15 protein-coding genes and 1 riboswitch are annotated in these 17,507 nt (G+C 44.0%); of the genes, 13 read left to right on the top strand and 2 right to left on the bottom strand.

Annotated features, from left to right (window positions below):
- Positions 1-84: 84 nt before the first annotated feature.
- Together DXA57_RS07420 and DXA57_RS07425 are read left to right on the top strand one after the other, a co-directional pair.
- Positions 85-1,116, top strand: a complete 1,032-nt coding sequence (locus DXA57_RS07420; RefSeq protein WP_117766139.1) for a Gfo/Idh/MocA family protein — start codon at positions 85-87, stop codon at positions 1,114-1,116.
- A gap of 38 nt (positions 1,117-1,154) precedes the next feature.
- Positions 1,155-2,363 (top strand): MFS transporter, encoded by a 1,209-nt coding sequence (locus DXA57_RS07425; RefSeq protein ID WP_117766141.1) that lies wholly within the window; start codon positions 1,155-1,157, stop codon positions 2,361-2,363.
- Positions 2,364-2,408: 45 nt separating this feature from the next.
- Here the strand turns inward: DXA57_RS07425 and DXA57_RS07430 are convergent, their stop codons facing one another.
- Positions 2,409-3,965: a response regulator gene (locus DXA57_RS07430; RefSeq protein ID WP_158571258.1), complete on the bottom strand. Its 1,557-nt coding sequence runs from the start codon at positions 3,963-3,965 to the stop codon at positions 2,409-2,411.
- A 127-nt stretch (positions 3,966-4,092) separates the two neighbouring features.
- Here DXA57_RS07430 and DXA57_RS07435 point away from each other — a divergent pair, with 127 nt between their 5' ends.
- From DXA57_RS07435 to DXA57_RS07455, 5 genes are all read left to right on the top strand, one after another.
- The gene (locus DXA57_RS07435; protein ID WP_117766145.1) at positions 4,093-5,922 is read left to right on the top strand and encodes a cache domain-containing sensor histidine kinase; all 1,830 of its coding nucleotides are present in this window, start codon (positions 4,093-4,095) and stop codon (positions 5,920-5,922) included.
- Positions 5,923-6,047: 125 nt separating this feature from the next.
- Positions 6,048-7,322 (top strand): ABC transporter substrate-binding protein, encoded by a 1,275-nt coding sequence (locus DXA57_RS07440; RefSeq protein WP_117766148.1) that lies wholly within the window; start codon positions 6,048-6,050, stop codon positions 7,320-7,322.
- 64 nt (positions 7,323-7,386) lie between these two features.
- Complete coding sequence (locus DXA57_RS07445) at positions 7,387-8,253, top strand: carbohydrate ABC transporter permease (RefSeq protein WP_117766150.1); 867 nt, start codon at positions 7,387-7,389, stop codon at positions 8,251-8,253.
- 3 nt (positions 8,254-8,256) lie between these two features.
- The gene (locus DXA57_RS07450) at positions 8,257-9,090 is read left to right on the top strand and encodes a carbohydrate ABC transporter permease (protein WP_117766152.1); all 834 of its coding nucleotides are present in this window, start codon (positions 8,257-8,259) and stop codon (positions 9,088-9,090) included.
- Between the two features lie 20 nt (positions 9,091-9,110).
- The gene (locus tag DXA57_RS07455; protein ID WP_117766154.1) at positions 9,111-9,860 is read left to right on the top strand and encodes a ThuA domain-containing protein; all 750 of its coding nucleotides are present in this window, start codon (positions 9,111-9,113) and stop codon (positions 9,858-9,860) included.
- 172 nt (positions 9,861-10,032) lie between these two features.
- Here DXA57_RS07455 and DXA57_RS17910 read toward each other — a convergent pair whose 3' ends face one another.
- The gene (locus DXA57_RS17910; RefSeq protein ID WP_117766156.1) at positions 10,033-10,239 is read right to left on the bottom strand and encodes a helix-turn-helix domain-containing protein; all 207 of its coding nucleotides are present in this window, start codon (positions 10,237-10,239) and stop codon (positions 10,033-10,035) included.
- Positions 10,240-10,432: 193 nt separating this feature from the next.
- On the opposite strand from DXA57_RS17910, the gene DXA57_RS07465 reads away from it, so the two are divergent.
- The 6 genes from DXA57_RS07465 to DXA57_RS07490 all read left to right on the top strand — a co-directional run bounded on the left by DXA57_RS07465 (position 10,433) and on the right by DXA57_RS07490 (position 17,441).
- Entirely contained in the window at positions 10,433-11,059 is a 627-nt protein-coding gene (locus DXA57_RS07465) for a lactate utilization protein (protein WP_117766158.1), read from the top strand.
- Positions 11,060-11,413: 354 nt separating this feature from the next.
- Positions 11,414-11,611, top strand: a riboswitch (cobalamin riboswitch).
- 214 nt (positions 11,612-11,825) lie between these two features.
- Positions 11,826-13,097: a sirohydrochlorin cobaltochelatase gene (locus DXA57_RS07470; protein WP_117766160.1), complete on the top strand. Its 1,272-nt coding sequence runs from the start codon at positions 11,826-11,828 to the stop codon at positions 13,095-13,097.
- Positions 13,098-13,221: 124 nt separating this feature from the next.
- Complete coding sequence (locus DXA57_RS07475; protein WP_117766162.1) at positions 13,222-14,112, top strand: hypothetical protein; 891 nt, start codon at positions 13,222-13,224, stop codon at positions 14,110-14,112.
- A 116-nt stretch (positions 14,113-14,228) separates the two neighbouring features.
- On the top strand, positions 14,229-15,299 hold the full coding sequence (locus DXA57_RS07480) for an ABC transporter substrate-binding protein (RefSeq protein ID WP_442857672.1): 1,071 nt from the start codon (positions 14,229-14,231) through the stop codon (positions 15,297-15,299).
- 1 nt (position 15,300) lies between these two features.
- A complete protein-coding gene (locus DXA57_RS07485) occupies positions 15,301-16,314 on the top strand; it encodes a FecCD family ABC transporter permease (protein WP_117766166.1) in 1,014 nt (337 codons plus the stop codon).
- A 29-nt stretch (positions 16,315-16,343) separates the two neighbouring features.
- A complete protein-coding gene (locus DXA57_RS07490; protein ID WP_117766168.1) occupies positions 16,344-17,441 on the top strand; it encodes an ABC transporter ATP-binding protein in 1,098 nt (365 codons plus the stop codon).
- Positions 17,442-17,507 lie beyond the last annotated feature (66 nt).

Consider the following 17,507-nt stretch of genomic DNA (forward strand, 5'->3'; position numbering starts at 1 on the left):
TTCTTTTGTGCGTTTACCCAAAAGGGAAATATCGTTACACTAATATCAAACATATGCAGGTATGCAAGAAGTGGAGGTTTGAATATGAGTGTAAAGAAGAAAATGATTCAAGTCGGATGCGGCGGATTTGGGGCATATTGGCTGGAAGTAATTATGCCCAGGGTAAATCCCTTTGCAGAAGTAGTTGCAGCAGTAGATGTCAATGAAGCAGCACTGAAAAATGCGGAAAAATTTGTTGGCCTTAAACCGGAAAAGTGCTACACAGATCTTCAAAAAGCTTTAATGGAAAATGAAGCGGATTTTGTGAATGTAGTTGTGCCTCCGGAATTCCACGAGAATGTGATTGACGCAGCGATTGCTGCGGGAGTGGATGTCATCTGTGAGAAGCCGTTGGGAGATTCTATAGAATCCAGTATACGAATTTGCCGGAAGATAAAAGCTGCAGGAAGAAAATTGGCAGTAACCATGAGCCATCGCTTTGAGGTGGAAAAACAAACAGTTGAGGCTATGGTGAAATCCGGAGATTACGGAAAATTAAATTATGTTGTCAGCAGACTGACTATGAAGAGAACGCCTCATTACGAATCCAGCCCGGAAACACTGATATCCAGCGCGCTGATTCACAATCTTGATACCATCCGGGGAATTTGCGGCTGCAATGCCAAATCAGTTTATGCAAACTGTTGGGTTGGTGCACCGGAACTCTCTTCCGGTGTAAGCGGCTTGGCAATTGTGGAAATGGAAAACGGTACCCGTGCTGTGTTTGAGGAATCCTTTGTGAATGGTTCCGGAATGGATGGATGGAGCGATGAGTACCTTCGGGCAGAATGTACCAATGCAACGATTGTGGCAGATCATCGAAAAGTTACTGTAAGAAGCGATATGGGATATCCTTATCCCAAGAGTGCGGAAATCCCTCTTTTAGAACAGGAATATTGGGATCACGCATTAATTATCCATGATTTTGTACGCTGGCTGGACGGAGGCGATCCGCCGACAACCATGTATGAAGAAAATCTTCAGTGCTGTGCGCTTACATATGCGGCAATTGAAAGCGTAAGAACCGGACAGGTAATTGATGTTCAGGAATACTTAAAACAGCATATGGAAAAATAGTCCCGGGTAAAGAGAAAATAGGATAGGCAGGTTTTTATATGGAATATAAAAGAAGATTTATATTTACGGCATATGCATTCTCATTTATGATTGCCTTTGCAGTAACCGGAACAATGTTCAGCACGGCGCTGCCGCGTATTATTGAGGACTACCATCTTTCCCTGGCCCAGGCGGGACTCTTCTCTGTATTTACAAGCATGGGAAATATTGGGGCGATGATTTTGACCGGATTACTGGGAGACAGATATCGGAAAAGCATATTAATGGGCGCTATGTTTATTGGAATCAGTATCTCGTTAGCCCTGATCGGCTCGATGCCGCCTTTTGCAGCATTGCTGTGCTTTTTAGTAATATTGGGAATATTCACCAGTTCTCTGAATTTAATTGTTACCGCATATGTTTCGGATCTTTATGGAGAACATAGGGCTAAATATATTAATCTGGTACATATGTTTTTCGGAATCGGTTCCCTGTTAGGACCGCTTTATCCGATGGCCCTGGAAAAGCTGGGCTTCCATTGGAGGTATTCATATCTGTTTCTGGCAGCTGTGGTATTGCTCGCAGGACTTTCCTATTTTCTCATTATGGCGAAAATAAAAGAGCCGGCCTTAGCCATAGAAGCTGATAGAAAAGATATACCAAAAGAAAATCAACCTTCCCAAAAGCTGTCTTCGCTATTGCGAAACAAGGGAATGCTTGCATTATGCATCATGAGCTTTCTGTATATGGGAGGTCATCAAAATACTTTCAGCACCTGGTTCCAAACCTTTCTTCAAACAGAAAATCCAGCAAGATACACGGCAGAATTTACATCTGTCTGTATGACCATCTATTGGATCGGAATGGTAATCAGCCGAACCATCAGTGCATCGGTTTCGGAAAAAATTTCTCCCAGAAGCTTTATACTTTTTGGAAGCCTGGGAGGCGTGGGAATTTTGACAATGGGCATGCTGTTTCAAACTCCCATTATATGGGTTGGAACAGTATTTATACTTGGTTTGTGTACAGGTGCGATTTATCCGCTGACATTTGCAATTTCCTGCGCATGGTTTCCGCATGCTTCCGCAAAGGTATCCAGTGTGGTAGGTATTTTTACCTCGGTAGGCGGTATGGTATGCGGATGGCTGGTAGGAAGAATTGCAAATGCAATCTCTTTTTATCTTGCCATGTTTATTCCGTGGATTTCTTTAGCAGTTGTTTTTCTGATCGTATGGCGCTGTTTTCCAAAAGAAACTGTCGGAAAATAATCACTTCATGAGAATGGGGGCTGTGAAAACAGCCCCCAAATATGTTTATATTTTTAAAGAAACATGAACCATGCTGCGATATTCTGAAGGAGACATGCCGGAAACCTTCTTAAACGCGCGGCTGAAATAGTGCGGATCATGGTAACCGACACTTTCGCCAATTGTAGTAAAATCCCAATCAGGATGTTGGAGAATAAACTCTTTCGCCTTTTCTATGCGAAGGTTAATCAAAAACTGGATGGGAGTAATCTGCTTTTCTTTTTTAAAAATCCGGTTCAGATACACTGAGTGGAATCCCATAATAGATGCAATTGTCTCTAAAGAGATATCTTCGGTATAATGGAGCCGGATATATTGCTCTACATCCTCTGCGGTTTTTCGGCCATAATCTTTTTCAAGAGCCTGCTTATTCAAAAAGTGCAAAGCTGCTTCCCATATTTCCGGAAAAAGCTCTTCCGGTGTACGGCATGTAGAGAAAAACGCCAATGTATGATACTGTACCAAATAAAGCTCATTTTCGTCCGTTATGGAGGTAGCAGAAGCCAAAAGCCGGAAAAGCTGCCGCAATCCGTTCTCAAAAACCATCTGGGGATATCTGCAGTCAATCCAATTCTGTAAAGTATTTTCAAGCTGCTTTTTTACCTCATCTGTACGGCCGGAAGAAATAAGGCTTTTGAGAAGCTGGCTTTGATTGGAGGTCAGGATTGCGGGATGAGAATCTTTGGTTTCTTCACTTTTTAAAGGGAGAATCTGGCTAATTCCCGGGATTAAAGCTCGTCCCACAGACTCCTGAAGAGCAAGGACGCCCTCATGCAACTTGTAAAGTGGAAGTGCATCCGGAAGCATACATAGGTTGACAGGATATCCTCCGGAAAAAGGTTTCAGCTCATCCAGCAAAACAGGCAGACCTGATTCTACAGCAGCCATTTCCTCCGCGTAACAAACCAAATATTTATGGTTTACATTCCATCCGTCACAGAACCACCAGTTTTTTAGAGCAATTCCGCTTTTTTCCAGAATGCGTTGAAAGTCAATCTTTTTCCAGATATTTTGAAAAACTCTGGAATGGAGAATCTGAGAGGAGTTGTTCATCAAATGTCCAATTGCAATGAGGGTAATACAATAGTTCTGCGGATGAGAAAGAACAGAGGAAATCGTCAGATCCAGGCGGTTTTCAATGGCCTTGGAAATAGCCTCCCGTTCTTGCAGCCTTACGGCTTCTTCTAATTCGTCGGCCAATTTGTGCAAAAGCTTTAAGAGATCTTCATCAAGTACCGGCTTTAGGAGATAATCCACAGCCTCGTATCGCATCGCCTCTCTTACATAATCAAAATCCCGAAAACCACTGATAATGACAGCTTTCACATCAGGACATGAGCTTTTGACTTGGGCTAAAAGCTCCAATCCGTTCATAACAGGCATCTGCACATCGGAAAATAATGCATGGGGATGAAGCTCTTCCACAAGTGCGAGAGCATCCATTCCATTGCGTGCAGAACCAACAACTTCAAAGCGTGAATCCAGGCATTGTATTTTCCTTTCCAGGAATTGTAAAATACGAGGCTCATCCTCTGCAAGGACAACGCGAAAATTACTTGACATAACCATATCCCCCATAAATTTATGTGAAAATTATATCACATAATGTCAAAATATACAAATATATTTCTGATTTGTGTTGATTTTTTGGGGAAAATAGTAGATACTGAAATCAGGAAGGAGAATAATTATGAAAAAAAGGAAAAAGACAATCAAACGGAAAATGTTTGAAATGTATGCCACAGCTCTTCTTGTAGTGGTAATGGTATTTATTATTGTATATATTACCCAAACATACCGCATGATGCAGGAACAGTTGGATAATTCGATGATTCAGCTATCTCAGAACGTAGAGAACCGCCTGGACGATGAGATCAGGCAAATATCCAATCTGTCAGAACGAATCACTTTTTCAAAGGATGTTCGAGAACTGTTTTTCAAGAAACTGCCCAACAGCACGGATGCTGCAGATACCTACCGCCTGACAAATCAGCTGAATGAGATTTTGTATGGCATTATAGGGCCAAAACTTGGATTTTATCATATGAACATTGTAAACCTTTCCGGCCATCGCTTAGCCTTTGGACAAGAATATAATTATCGTCCTTTAAGTGAGGCAAAGCTGCAGGAAATTCCCTGGCTGGAAACCACCATAGAAAAAGGCGGTAAGCTGGTAATATCGCCAACAATGGAAAGTGTTTTAAACGAACTTCCTAAACAGGTAATTTCCTTAAGCCGGGGTTTTGGCTCCATAATTGGCGGCTCCGTGGAGGGTGCTGTGGAGATTCAGATGGCCTATGAAGCATTGGAAGAATTGATGATATCCACTGTTTATCTGGAAGGCGAAGTTACCGAGGAGAGGAAAATCGTCATTCTGGATAAAGATGGCAGCTTAGTATACCCCTTAGAACTGGACGAAGAAAATTTGAAACATTATCAGGAGACTGCGGCACTTATGGAAGAAAAGTCTCAGGGAAGAATGATATACAAAAATCCTGTGAATCAGGAACAGGAACATATTTTCTTTCCACAGACGGAACATTATGGATGGAAAGTAATTCTAATTGTTCCTGACAAGGTTTTCAGCCGCCCGCTCAAGCATTTGGTTATGCAGATTCTTCTTTTAAGTATCTTAATGTTAGTTGGCGTTGGCATATTCTCCACGAAAATGTCGCGCGTATATTCAGAGCCCATTGATAAGTTATACAAATCTGTAAAAAGCTTGACCCTGGATGATATCAGCTCGGATTATGAAACACAGATTCAGGCCGGCGTAGATGAATTGGAACAGTTAAACAAGGTTTTCAATAAAATGGTTCTTCGGATCCACGAATCACTGGAGGAAGTTGTCAAATTAAAAAATATGGAAATGCATTCACGAATGCTGGCTCTGCAGGCACAGATGAATCCCCATTTTTTGTATAATACACTGACAGTTATCAGCATTATGGCAGATAATGAGGAGAAATCAAACGTACAATGGGCTTGCAGAAATTTATCGGATATGCTGTCCTATATATCCAGTGAAGCCCTGCATCTGGTGCCGCTTAAGGACGAAATGTCCCATACGAAAAACTACATGAATTTGATTAAAATGCGATTTATGGATGATATCAAGTTCCTTATTGATGTGTCTGATGAAATGGATGAGATTCTGATTCCGAAATTAGTGATACAGCCTTTGATCGAAAATTCTGTAAAATATGCCACTGCAACGAAGCCTGTTTGGGAAATTCAATTATCCGGTTGGACAAAAGAAAATCAGTGGTTTATTTGTGTAAAGGATAATGGGATTGGTTTTTCTAAAGAATCGCTTCTGGAACTGGATAAAGAGCTTCAAATCATTCAGTCAACGGGAAATATACCGGAGCTTTCTCTGAACGGGATGGGAATTTTGAATATCTATCTGCGGATGAATTTTTATTATAAAGAGAAGACCGTATTTAAAATAGAGAATTGTCCGGACCATGGTGCCTCAATTCTCATTGGCGGCCTGATAGATACGTCGGATACAGTGTAAAGCTGTATCCGGTGTTTTTTTATCCATGCGGTAAAGTTTGTTTTGTGTATTCATGAATCCAACAAAATCAACTATACTAGGCTCATCAGAAACAGAAAGAAAACAAAACAAAGGAGGGTTTACAAATGAAAAAAAGATTTTTATCACTCATGCTGACAGGTGCAATGGTTGCAGGTAGCCTTGGAGGAGGTTCCGTGGTGGCAGAAGCAAAGGGAAAAAGTGACGTGACACTGACTGTCGCTGCAGCAGCTGACTGGATTAAAGACAGGGACAGGAAGCTGGCAGAAGAATTTACAGAAGAGACAGGAATTAAGATTGATTTTCAGCTTAATCCCAATGATCAGTATGTAAATATCGTAAAGGCGAAGTTAGCATCCGGTGAGGGCGTAGATATCTTTTATGCAAATACCGGCCGTGGTATTTTAGAGTATTCTCCGGACAAATATGCCCTTGATCTTTCCGACCAGGAATGGGTATCCAGATATCTGGATTGGGGCAAAGAATGTTCTACTTATGATGGAAAAATTATTTTCCTCAGCCGGAACTCCATTGACGGATATGGATTAATTTATAATATGGATCTTCTGAAGGAAACCGGAAAAGAAATCCCAACAACATATGAAGAACTGGTAGAGCTTTGTGAAATTTACAAAGAAAAAGGCATTGTTCCGATCTTTGAGCCGGGAGCAGATGCATGGCACGGCTGCGTATGGGTACTTGAGATAGCAGATTTCCTGAACAGAAAATATCCGGATATGTATGAAAAATTAAATACTCCGGAAGGAAAATTTGCGGACTATCCGGAAATGCTTACTTTTACAGAACAGCTCAGTGAAATGGTTCAGGCAGGCTATTTCGGTGAGGAAGAAGACTGGCTGTCCTATACCTGGAATGACCGTACAGAAAAAATGGCCAGCGGTGAATTTGGTATGATGCTTACCAATATCGGAGCAATGGATGACCTTCTGAAACAGTACCCGGAGAATGCAGCAGACAAATGGCAAATGGGTCTCGTTCCTTTGGCAGGAAATAATACTTTCTCTCACAATGGCGGAAATATGGGTACCGTTATCAACAAAGAATCCAAACACGTCGAAGAAGCAAAATTGTATTTTGATTTCCTGGCAAGGCAGGAAAATCTTCAGTACTATTATGATGAAATGACAAGCCCCAATATCCCATTTGAAGGTATTGAACTGAAAGAAAATGTATTGTGGAATTCTCTTGTGGAAGCTTGTGACAACCAAATGGGAGCAGACTTTGCAGCATCTATTCCGTTCTACAGTGCAGACGCGATCGGAAAGGCTTATATCGAAAACTGGATCGGCGATAAGACACCGGAAGAAGTAATTGAACAGATGGACAATGATAGAGCAATGATGTTCGGCATAACAGAATAGAAATAAAAGGCGAAGGGGCTGCAGCTTAGGGCAGCCCCGCCAATCGCAGTAAGGAGCAACGACTATGTATAAAAAGAAAATATATAAAACAAGATTTTTAATGCCAGCGCTAATTATATATTTCATTTTCTTCCTTGTTCCTGTCATTGCCGGAATTGGATATTCATTTACAAACTGGAACTCTATGAGACCGGAAATTAAGTTTGTAGGTCTTAGGAACTACATTGAAATATTTAATCCAAAAAACAGTTACCTTCTTGCTATCAAAAATACTTTTGTTTTTACGGTAACTTCTGCAATCGGAAAAATTGGTTTCGGACTTTTGCTGGCATTGTTTTTTAACCGAAAATTTCCCAGTCAGCAGCTGCTAAGAGGAATCTACTTTATGCCTTTTGCTATTTCATCGTTAATTATTGGTATTGTATTTTCCTCAGTTTTGGCACCGGATGGTGTACTGAATGCAATTTTATCCTCAGTGGGCTTAGAGAGCATCACAAGAGGATGGCTCACCAATAAATCCTCTGCTTTGCCATCGGTTATCAGTGTAGAAATTTGGAAATCCATCGGATTAAATATGGTAATTTTTTTGGCGGGACTGCAGATGATTGACCGTGAATATTATGAAGCGGCCTCTCTGGACGGCGCAGGAAAATGGGCATTGTTCCGTCATATTACAGCACCGTTTTTGCTTCCGTCCATTACGATTAATCTGATTCTTAATACGATTCATGGTTTGAAAGTATTTGATATTGTTATGTCACTTACAAACGGAGGACCGGGAAATACTACGCAGGTGATCAATACCTTTGTATTTAAAACATACGGTATGGGAGCTTACGGTCTTTCCAATGCGTTATCTACCTTTATCTGTATTGTTACGATGATTATTGCATTGTGTACTCTGAAAATAATTGCACCAAAGGAGGCCTGATTTATGACCAGAAAGCAAAAAAGAATATGTAATCAGGCAATATCCGCCATTGTAGGCTGGATATTCAGCTTCATCGTATTGATTCCATTTGCGGTAATTTTAATTAACTCTTTCAAAAATCAGAGAGAATCAGCCTCTATGTCCCTGAGCCTTCCAAAAGAAGGATGGATGCTGTCCAACTACCAAACGGTAGTCCAGGAAGGAAATATGCTTCGGGCATTTTTTAACAGTACCTTAATTGCCGGAATGTGCGTGATTTTCTGTATTGTATTCAGTTCCATGGCAGCCTTTGTGATACACAGGAGAAGAACGAAATTCCATTCCTTTGTATTTTATCTTTTTTTTGCAGGACTGATTGCTCCGGTAAATTATATTACAACCCTTCAGATTTTGAAGTTTCTTCATTTGAGCGGAACATATGCAGGAATTATCATTGTCAATGTAGCCCTTGGAATTCCCTTTGCAACATTTCTTATCTATAATTTCATAACCAATATTCCGATAGAATTGGATGAGGCCAGTATTATAGATGGGGCAGATATAAGAAAGTTATTCTTTTTAGTTATTTTTCCCCTGTTAAAACCCATTACCATTACAGCAACTACCTTAACCTTTATTAGCTGTTGGAATGATTTTATGACACCGCTTTATATCTTAAATAGTTCCCAAAAGTGGGGAATGATCCTTACGGTATACAATTACTGGGGCTTTTTAAGCCAGGATTGGGGAAAAATTTGTGCGGTAATCGTATTGACCCTTCTGCCGATTTTAATTTTGTATATCTGTATGCAAAAATATATTATTGCCGGTATGACATCAGGAGCAGTAAAAGGGTAAGAATAAGGAGGAGAACAGAAATGAAAAAAATAAGAGTCACAGTGTGGAGCGAGGGGATTGATCCCCAACTGGAGCCAAGGGCAATTGCTCTATATCCAAATGATATTAACACCTATCTGGCAGAATTTTTGGGAAAAGATACTGATTTTGAAGTGGTTGCGCGCAATCTCTCTCAGCCGGAGAATGGCCTTTCACAAGAAATTATAGATAATACGGATGTTTTGGTTTGGTGGAGCCATCTGTATGACGATCAGGTCAGTGACGAAGTGACAAATCGAGTGGTTGAAGCAGTATTAAACGGAATGGGATTACTTTTCCTTCATGCAAGCCTTGGCTCTAAGCCAGCCAAAAAGCTTTTGGGTATCAACTCAAATGTAGGAAAATATCGTGAAGTAGGAGAAATGGAACGTGTATGGGTGGTAAATCGGAGTCATCCTGCAGTGGAAGGAATGGAAAAGGAATATATTGAAATTCCGGGAAGCGAAATGTATGGGGAGCCCTATGGCATACCAACTCCGGATGACATTGTGTTCATAAGCTGGTTTGAAGGAGGCGAGGTACTCAGGAGTGGAGTCAGCTGGCATAAAGGAGCAGGAAAAGTATTTTTCTTTGCACCTGGACACGAAGAGTTTCCGGTGTACTACAACACAGAAATACAGAAGGTAATCGGAAATATTGTCCGGTGGCTGAAGCCTGTCTGCGGACCTGCTATTACATTCCGGGGAGAAATCGGTTCTATGGAACCTATTAAAAATCCTGTAAAAAAATAATAAAATTTTATTAGATTTTTTTGCAGCTGTGCAGTAAGCGCTGAAATACGGGAATTTAATAAATGGGAAACGAAGAGGAATTGCTGCGAAAGCGGCAATTCCTCTTTTCGCTATATGAAAATAGTTGCGCTCATAAATAATGGAGCTGCAGGTATTATATTAGTGCGCCTTCTTAGGAATCCTGTTGTTTTTTCAAATAATCCATAGGAGATAATGCCGTAAATTTTTTGAATACTGTGGAAAAATAGCTGCTTGTGTTGAAATTCAGCAGCATAGCAATATCGGTGACGGACATTCCTTCCATAAGCAATGTTTTGGAAAACTCAATTTTCTGCTGGTTAATAAAATACCGGATTATAACATGTCTATAGTTGTTCACAAGCTACCGGGGGGGATATTTACAGAAAAAAGAATAAAGGAGTAACATTGTTTTTCTGTCAGATTTTTGATAAACTAATCTATAAGCTGCTTTGCAGCGGAACAATCCGCAGTCATAGTGAGCGAAAAAGAATTTTTACAGCTGATATCTATGAAAAAAGAAGTATATTCATGCACAAAGGAGGACGTTACCTATGGATGAAAACATGAGAAAAAGAAACGAACTGCTTGCCCAGACCGTGATCAAGGGTCTGAAATCCCGCAACATGTCCGGTTATTATGCGGCAGATAAGGAAGAGGCGGTAAAGCTCGCTCTGGAGCTGATCCCGGAAGGAAGCAGCATTGCGATGGGCGGCTGTATGAGTGCACAGGAGATCGGCCTCATCCAGGTACTGGAAGACGGCAATTACAACTATATTGACCGGGCGAAGCTTGCACCAAGAGAAGGTCTTCTGGCTGCCTATGATGCAGATATTTTTCTTTCCAGCGCCAATGCCATTACAAACGACGGTATTATGATCAACATTGACGGAAATGCCAACCGTGTCTCCTGCATTGCACAGGGACCGAAAAAAGTAGTGTTTATTGTCGGAATGAACAAAGTCTGTTCCGATCTCGATGAAGCGATGAAACGTGCGAGAAATGTGGCAGCACCGGCAAATGCACAGCGTTTTGACATTAAGACTCCCTGTAAGGAGACCGGAAAATGTTTTGACTGCAAATCACCGGATACAATCTGCTGTCAGTTTCTGATCACCAGATATTCCCGCCATGCAGACAGAATCCATGTGATCCTGGTCAATGATACACTGGGCTTCTGATTTTTTTACCTGTCATGCAGCAGGCTGCATTTTGGAAAAGATCAAAAGATGCCAAAAAAGCAAGGACAGAATGAACGAAAAACAGCTTGTACTTTGAATCGGAGTGTGCTATGATACGACTAAGAGCGTGAAGAATCCATAGCCGCTCCGAACAGTTGAAAATTGTAACTGTTCAGGACGTTCAAAACAACAGGCCACAGACTCGCGCATTGCATGCGCTCTCGCTGCATTCGCAGCTTTTGTCTGAGGCTAATGGGCGTTCCGCCCATTCCGAAATAAAAATTCATCCTATTGCAAACAAGTTTGCATAGTCTGATTTTTCATTTCGCTGATGTTCTGAACTGTTACTGAAAATTAAATAAGAAAGCATGAGGTGCCGTTTTTGACAGAAGAAGTTGTCGATAAACGGGTAAAAGAGAAGCAGGTGAAAGTCCTGCGCGATCTCGTCACTGTAAACAGGGAGTCAGAGCCAAAAGTGCCACTGGGAAACCGGGAAGGCGGCAAAGACAATGATCTGTAAGCCAGGAAACCTGCCTTATGTTGGTACGGGGATATTATCCCGGGTCACGAGTAATTGATTGTACCGATCATCTTTTCCCGCGATCCTTTTACATATTGATGTAAGAGGTTTTTTTCTGTGATTTTCCAGAAAAACCGGAAATTTTTCTTGTCTCCGTATCCTGTGATTTTCGCTGATGCAAAAATTTATATACATCAGGACGTCAGACCATAAAGATCTGTGTCTGGATCAAGGAGGAGAAGTAACATGAAAAACAAAATGGTAAAAGCTCTGGCAATCATGATGAGTGTATCCACCATCACAATGATGGGTTCCGCAAGCGTATATGCTTCCGAGACGGAGACTGAGACAGCCACTGAGGCTGTAACAGAAGCAGCAAGCGAGGCTGTAACAGAGACAGCAACCGAAGCAGCATCTGAGGATGCCACTGAGAGCGACGATCAGGCAGCAGCTGATAATGTAGCAGCTCTGATCGATAAGATCTATGTTCAGGAGAGAACCGATACCACCGATGCAGACTGTACCGCAGCCAAAGAAGCATGGGATCAGCTGACCGACGCTCAGAAAGAGCTGGTTGAAGGTGAAGAGGCAAGCCCGGAGTATTTCGGACGTGACACCGGCGACGCTTCCAAAGACGATCCCCGCAACGGCGATGAGATCGGTGAGAACGAACTTTTGGTTGTAAGCTTTGGTACTTCCTTCAACGACAGCCGTGCAGAGGATATCAAGGGCATCGAGGATGCTCTGCAGGAAGCATATCCGGACTGGTCTGTAAGAAGAGCATTCACCGCTCAGATCATCATCAACCATGTACAGGCAAGAGATGACGAGAAGATCGACAATATGGATCAGGCTCTTCAGCGTGCCGTTGACAATGGCGTTAAAAACCTGGTGGTACAGCCGACTCATCTGATGCACGGCGCTGAGTACGATGAGATGGTAGAAGCGATCGACGGTTATAAAGATAAATTTGAGTCCGTAGCCATCGCAGAGCCGATGCTGGGCGAGGTAGGCGACGACGCTACCGTTATCAATGACGACAAGAAGGCAGTTGCCCAGGCGATCACCGATGAAGCTGTAAAAGCAGCCGGTTATGACAGCATGGAAGCAGCAGCTGAGGATGGAACTGCATTTGTATTTATGGGTCATGGTACTTCCCATACTGCAAATGTAACCTATGATCAGATGCAGACCCAGATGGAAGAGCTTGGATTCACCAATGCTTTCATCGGTACGGTAGAGGGTAAGCCGGAAGATACCGCTTGTGAAGAGGTTATCAAGAAGGTTCAGGATGCAGGCTTCAAGAAAGTTGTTCTTCGTCCGCTGATGGTTGTAGCTGGTGACCACGCTAACAACGATATGGCAGGCGATGATGAGGATTCCTGGAAGAGCCAGTTCGAGGCTTCCGGAGCATTTGACAGCGTTGACTGCCAGATCGAAGGACTGGGAAGAATCGATGCTGTTGAGCAGATTTATGTAGAGCATACAAAAGAAGCTATTGATTCTATCGCAAAATAATCAATAAAGCGGACATTCGCAATCCGCTTTTGTGACTGCATTCAAACAAAAGGATAAATCTCAGCTGCCCGGAATGTTTTCAAAGACATCCGGGCAGTTGTTGTAAAAGAGGAGGAAATTGATTATGAAACGTTCCATGACATTCTTTTTATCACTGATCTGTGCTACTGCCATGATGGCAGCTCCTGTGGCAATGGCAGCAGAGACCGAAACCGAGACAGCTGTTACCGAGATGGTATCCGAGGCTGAGACGGAGACCGGCAGCGAGACCGAAACCGAGGCAGAGGGCGTTCTGGAGGATGGCACCTACACCGCAGAGTTTGATACGGACAGCTCCATGTTCCATGTCAACGAGGCAAATGAAGGGAAAGGCGTTCTGACTGTAAAGGACGGTGAGATGACCATTCACATATCTTTAAGCGGCAAAGGCTTCCTGAATCTTTTCATGGGAACCTCCGAGGATGCGAAAAAAGACGGCGCAGAGCTTCTGGAGCCGACTACCGATACCGTAACCTATAAAGACGGAACTTCTGAGGAGGTTTATGGCTTCGATATCCCGGTGCCGGCCATTGATGAAGAGTTTACCGTGGCAGCCATCGGCAAAAAAGGCAAATGGTACGACCACAAAGTCAGCGTCAAGAATCCGGTGAAAGAGGACGGCGCAGAGAAAAAGACCGTTGCTGATCTGAATCTGGAGGATGGCGATTACACGACAGAGGTAACTCTGGAGGGCGGAAGCGGCAGAGCAACCGTAGATTCTCCGGCAGCCATTACGATCAAAGACGGCAAGGCAACTGCAACCATCGTATGGAGCAGCCCGAACTATGATTATATGCTGGTAGACGGTGAGAAATACGAGCCGGTAAACACCGAGGGAAATTCTACTTTTGAGATCCCGGTAGATGGCTTCGATTATCCGATGGAAGTCGTTGGAGATACCGTAGCTATGAGCGAGCCTCACGAGATCGAGTACACCCTGCAGTTTGATTCTTCTACTATGGAAAAGGCAGAATAAAAATGAAAAAAAGAACAGGATGGCTTCTGAACGCAGTCCTGGGGTTTTCTGTGATCTTTTCTTCTTCGGCAGCGCTGGTTCCCATCCGGAGCTTCGCAGCCGAAGAAACCAGTGAGATGGCCGGAGCTGGCACTGCGAAGGAGGATCTGGCAGGACTCAAATATGACCACAGTCTGGAGCTTCAGTATGCGGATCAGTTTGCCGTGGATTATTATGAGGGCGATTATGCCCTGATTACGATTGAAGGCGGCGACCAGTTTCTTCTGGTGCCGGAGGGAAAAGAAGCACCGGAAGGGCTGGACGAAGACATTACCGTGATCCATCAGCCATTGGAAAATATCTATCTGGTGGCGACTTCCACGATGGATTTTTTCCGGGCTTTGGATGGGATCGGAAGCATCAGCCTTTCCGGAACCAAGGCGGACGGCTGGTATATCGATGAAGCGAAAGAGGCGCTGGAGAGCGGAGCGGTTTCTTTTGCCGGAAAATACAACGCACCGGATTATGAGCTGATCCTGTCGAAAAAATGCGACCTGGCTCTGGAATCCACCATGATCTATCACAATCCGGAGGTAAAGGAAAAACTGGAGGAATTTGGCATTCCGGTGCTGGTGGAACATTCCAGCTATGAAAACCATCCTCTGGGCCGGACGGAATGGGTAAAGCTGTACGGTGCACTTCTGGACAAAGAAGAAGAGGCGGAGGCCGTCTTTGAGGAGCAGGCAGAGAAGCTGAATTCCATCAAAGACAGTGAGAATACAGGAAAAACAGTGGCTTTCTTCTATATCAATTCCATGGGCTCTGCCAATGTACGTAAATCCAATGATTATGTGTCGAAAATGATCGAGCTGGCTGGCGGAAACTACATTTTTAACGATCTGGGTACGGACGAAGAAGGGCTTTCTACCATGAATATGGGAATGGAAGATTTCTATGCGGGAGCCAGGGATGCAGACTATATCATTTATAACAGTACCATTGACGGAGAATTGAAATCACTGGACGAGCTTTTGAAAAAAAGCGAGCTTCTGAAGGATTTCAAGGCAGTCAAAGAAGGCAATGTCTGGTGTCTGACCAAGAGCATGTTTCAGGAAACCACTTGTCTTGGCGATGTAATCATGGATATCCACCGGATGCTGACGGAGGATGATCCGGACGGCCTTACTTACCTGTATCGATTGGAGTAATATGAAAAAAAGAGGAAAGATCCGTTATATTTTTTCATTTGTGAGTTTAGCGGTGCTGCTGGCAGTTCTGATCTTCTGGAACATCAATGCCGGCAGTGTCTCTGTGAGCATCGGGGATGTGTTCCGGATCCTGTTTCGAAGGGAAGGGGATGAAACGGCCAGAAATATCATCTGGTCCATCCGGCTTCCGAGGATCCTGGCGGCATTGATCCTGGGTGGAGCACTGTCTGTATCCGGCTTTCTGCTCCAGACCTTTTTCAACAATCCCATAGCGGGTCCCTTTGTTCTGGGGATTTCTTCCGGAGCAAAGCTTACGGTAGCTTTGACTATGATTTTTCTTCTTGGAAAAGGACTTACGGCCGGTTCTGCGGTCATGATCCTGGCCGCCTTTGTTGGCTCTCTGATCTCCATGGGTTTCGTGCTTCTGGTCTCCAGAAAAGTGCGAAACATGTCCATGCTGGTAATCTGCGGCGTCATGATCGGTTATATCTGCTCTGCGGTAACGGATTTTGTAGTGACGTTTGCGGATGATTCAAATATAGTCAATCTTCATAACTGGTCACAAGGAAGTTTTTCCGGTATGAACTGGAACAACGTATTTCTCATGGCTGTGGTTGTCTTCATAGCTCTGGTGCTGGCTTTTTTCTTATCCAAACCGATGAATGCCTATCAGCTGGGCGAGGCTTATGCAAGAAACATGGGTGTAAACATCAGCCGTTTCCGGGTGGAGCTGATCCTGCTTTCCAGTGTGCTTTCCGCCTGTGTGACGGCCTTTGCCGGACCCATTTCTTTTGTGGGTATTGCAGTGCCACAGCTGATGAAGAATCTTCTGAAAACGGCAAAACCGATCTTGGTGATCCCGGCATGTTTCCTGGGCGGAGCTGTGTTTTGCCTGTTCTGTGATCTCATTGCCCGGACGGTTTTTTCACCGACGGAGCTCAGCATCAGCTCGGTGACTGCCGTATTCGGAGCACCGGTGGTGCTGTATGTCATGATCAACCGGAAGCGGGGCTGACCGGGAATGCACAGAGAAGGGAGCAGCTCATGAACAGGAGTTTTGTTTACACAGAAAATATGACTGTGGGTTATGACGGAAAGGCTCTGATACGGGATATCCGGCTTTCTCTGGAAAAAGGGCAGATCCTGACGCTGATCGGCCCAAACGGAGCAGGCAAATCCACGATTCTGAAGAGTATTATCCGGCAGCTGAAGCTAGTGGATGGAGCCGTTTTTCTGGATCAGAAATCCATGGAGAAAATGTCGGATAAAGAGATCTCACGGAAGCTTGCGGTGGTTATGACAGGCCGGATGCAGCCGGAGCTGATGACCTGTGAGGACATTGTAGGAACCGGCCGTTATCCTTACACGGGAGTTTTAGGTATCCTTTCTGCAGAGGATCATGAGAAAGTGCGATCAGCTATGGAACTGGTCCATGCATGGGATCTGAAAGACCGGGATTTTTCAGCAGTCAGTGATGGCCAGCGGCAGAGGATTCTTCTGGCCAGAGCCATCTGTCAGGAACCGGAGGTCATTGTGCTGGATGAGCCGACCTCTTTCCTGGATATCCGTCACAAGCTGGAACTGCTTTCAATCCTGAAAGAAATGGTAAGAAAGCAGCATGTGGCCGTGCTGATGTCCCTGCATGAGCTGGATCTGGCCCAGAAGGTATCGGATCTGGTGATCTGCGTCCATGGGGACCGGATTGAGCGCTGCGGTGTTCCGGAGGAGATCTTTACCGACGAGTATATCCGTCAGCTTTACGGTGTGACAGCAGGAAGTTATAATGCGTCTTTTGGCTGTCTGGAGATGGAGCCTGCCAGAGGAAAGCCGGAGGTTTTTGTGATCGCCGGAGGCGGCAGCGGAATCCCGGTGTTCCGGCAGCTGCAGCGGCAGGGAATCCCTTTTGCAACGGGGGTTCTCCAGGAAAATGATGTGGATTATCAGGTAGCGAAGGCTTTGGCAGCGAAGGTCGTGACGGAAAGACCCTTTGAGGAGATCTCAGAGGAACATTATCAGGAGGCCGTAGAACTGATGCGAAGCTGTAAAAAAGTGATCCTGGCGGTTTCCGGTTTTGGAAGCATGAACCGACGGAACGAGGAACTGAAAAAAGAAGCGGAAAAACTGGGGATTCTGGAAGCATAAATGGAATTTCGGGCGGCGGAAGCGACAACTTCTGCCGTCCGTTTTTTTGTATAAAAAAAGTGATGG

The organism is Blautia sp. OF03-15BH (assembly GCF_003463065.1).
GTDB lineage: Bacteria > Bacillota > Clostridia > Lachnospirales > Lachnospiraceae > Limivivens.

What these genes read in the sequence shown, in the direction of transcription:
- DXA57_RS07470 (WP_117766160.1), top strand. Translation starts at nt 11,826, where the DNA reads ATGAAAAACAAAATGGTAAAAGCTCTGGCAATCATGATGAGTGTATCC.
- DXA57_RS07490 (WP_117766168.1), top strand. Translation starts at nt 16,344, where the DNA reads ATGAACAGGAGTTTTGTTTACACAGAAAATATGACTGTGGGTTATGAC.
- DXA57_RS07435 (WP_117766145.1), top strand. Translation starts at nt 4,093, where the DNA reads ATGAAAAAAAGGAAAAAGACAATCAAACGGAAAATGTTTGAAATGTAT.
- DXA57_RS07425 (WP_117766141.1), top strand. Translation starts at nt 1,155, where the DNA reads ATGGAATATAAAAGAAGATTTATATTTACGGCATATGCATTCTCATTT.
- DXA57_RS07450 (WP_117766152.1), top strand. Translation starts at nt 8,257, where the DNA reads ATGACCAGAAAGCAAAAAAGAATATGTAATCAGGCAATATCCGCCATT.
- DXA57_RS07420 (WP_117766139.1), top strand. Translation starts at nt 85, where the DNA reads ATGAGTGTAAAGAAGAAAATGATTCAAGTCGGATGCGGCGGATTTGGG.
- DXA57_RS07430 (WP_158571258.1), bottom strand. Translation starts at nt 3,965, where the DNA reads ATGTCAAGTAATTTTCGCGTTGTCCTTGCAGAGGATGAGCCTCGTATT.
- DXA57_RS07440 (WP_117766148.1), top strand. Translation starts at nt 6,048, where the DNA reads ATGAAAAAAAGATTTTTATCACTCATGCTGACAGGTGCAATGGTTGCA.
- DXA57_RS07485 (WP_117766166.1), top strand. Translation starts at nt 15,301, where the DNA reads ATGAAAAAAAGAGGAAAGATCCGTTATATTTTTTCATTTGTGAGTTTA.
- DXA57_RS07480 (WP_442857672.1), top strand. Translation starts at nt 14,229, where the DNA reads ATGGCCGGAGCTGGCACTGCGAAGGAGGATCTGGCAGGACTCAAATAT.
- DXA57_RS07465 (WP_117766158.1), top strand. Translation starts at nt 10,433, where the DNA reads ATGGATGAAAACATGAGAAAAAGAAACGAACTGCTTGCCCAGACCGTG.
- DXA57_RS07455 (WP_117766154.1), top strand. Translation starts at nt 9,111, where the DNA reads ATGAAAAAAATAAGAGTCACAGTGTGGAGCGAGGGGATTGATCCCCAA.
- DXA57_RS07445 (WP_117766150.1), top strand. Translation starts at nt 7,387, where the DNA reads ATGTATAAAAAGAAAATATATAAAACAAGATTTTTAATGCCAGCGCTA.
- DXA57_RS07475 (WP_117766162.1), top strand. Translation starts at nt 13,222, where the DNA reads ATGAAACGTTCCATGACATTCTTTTTATCACTGATCTGTGCTACTGCC.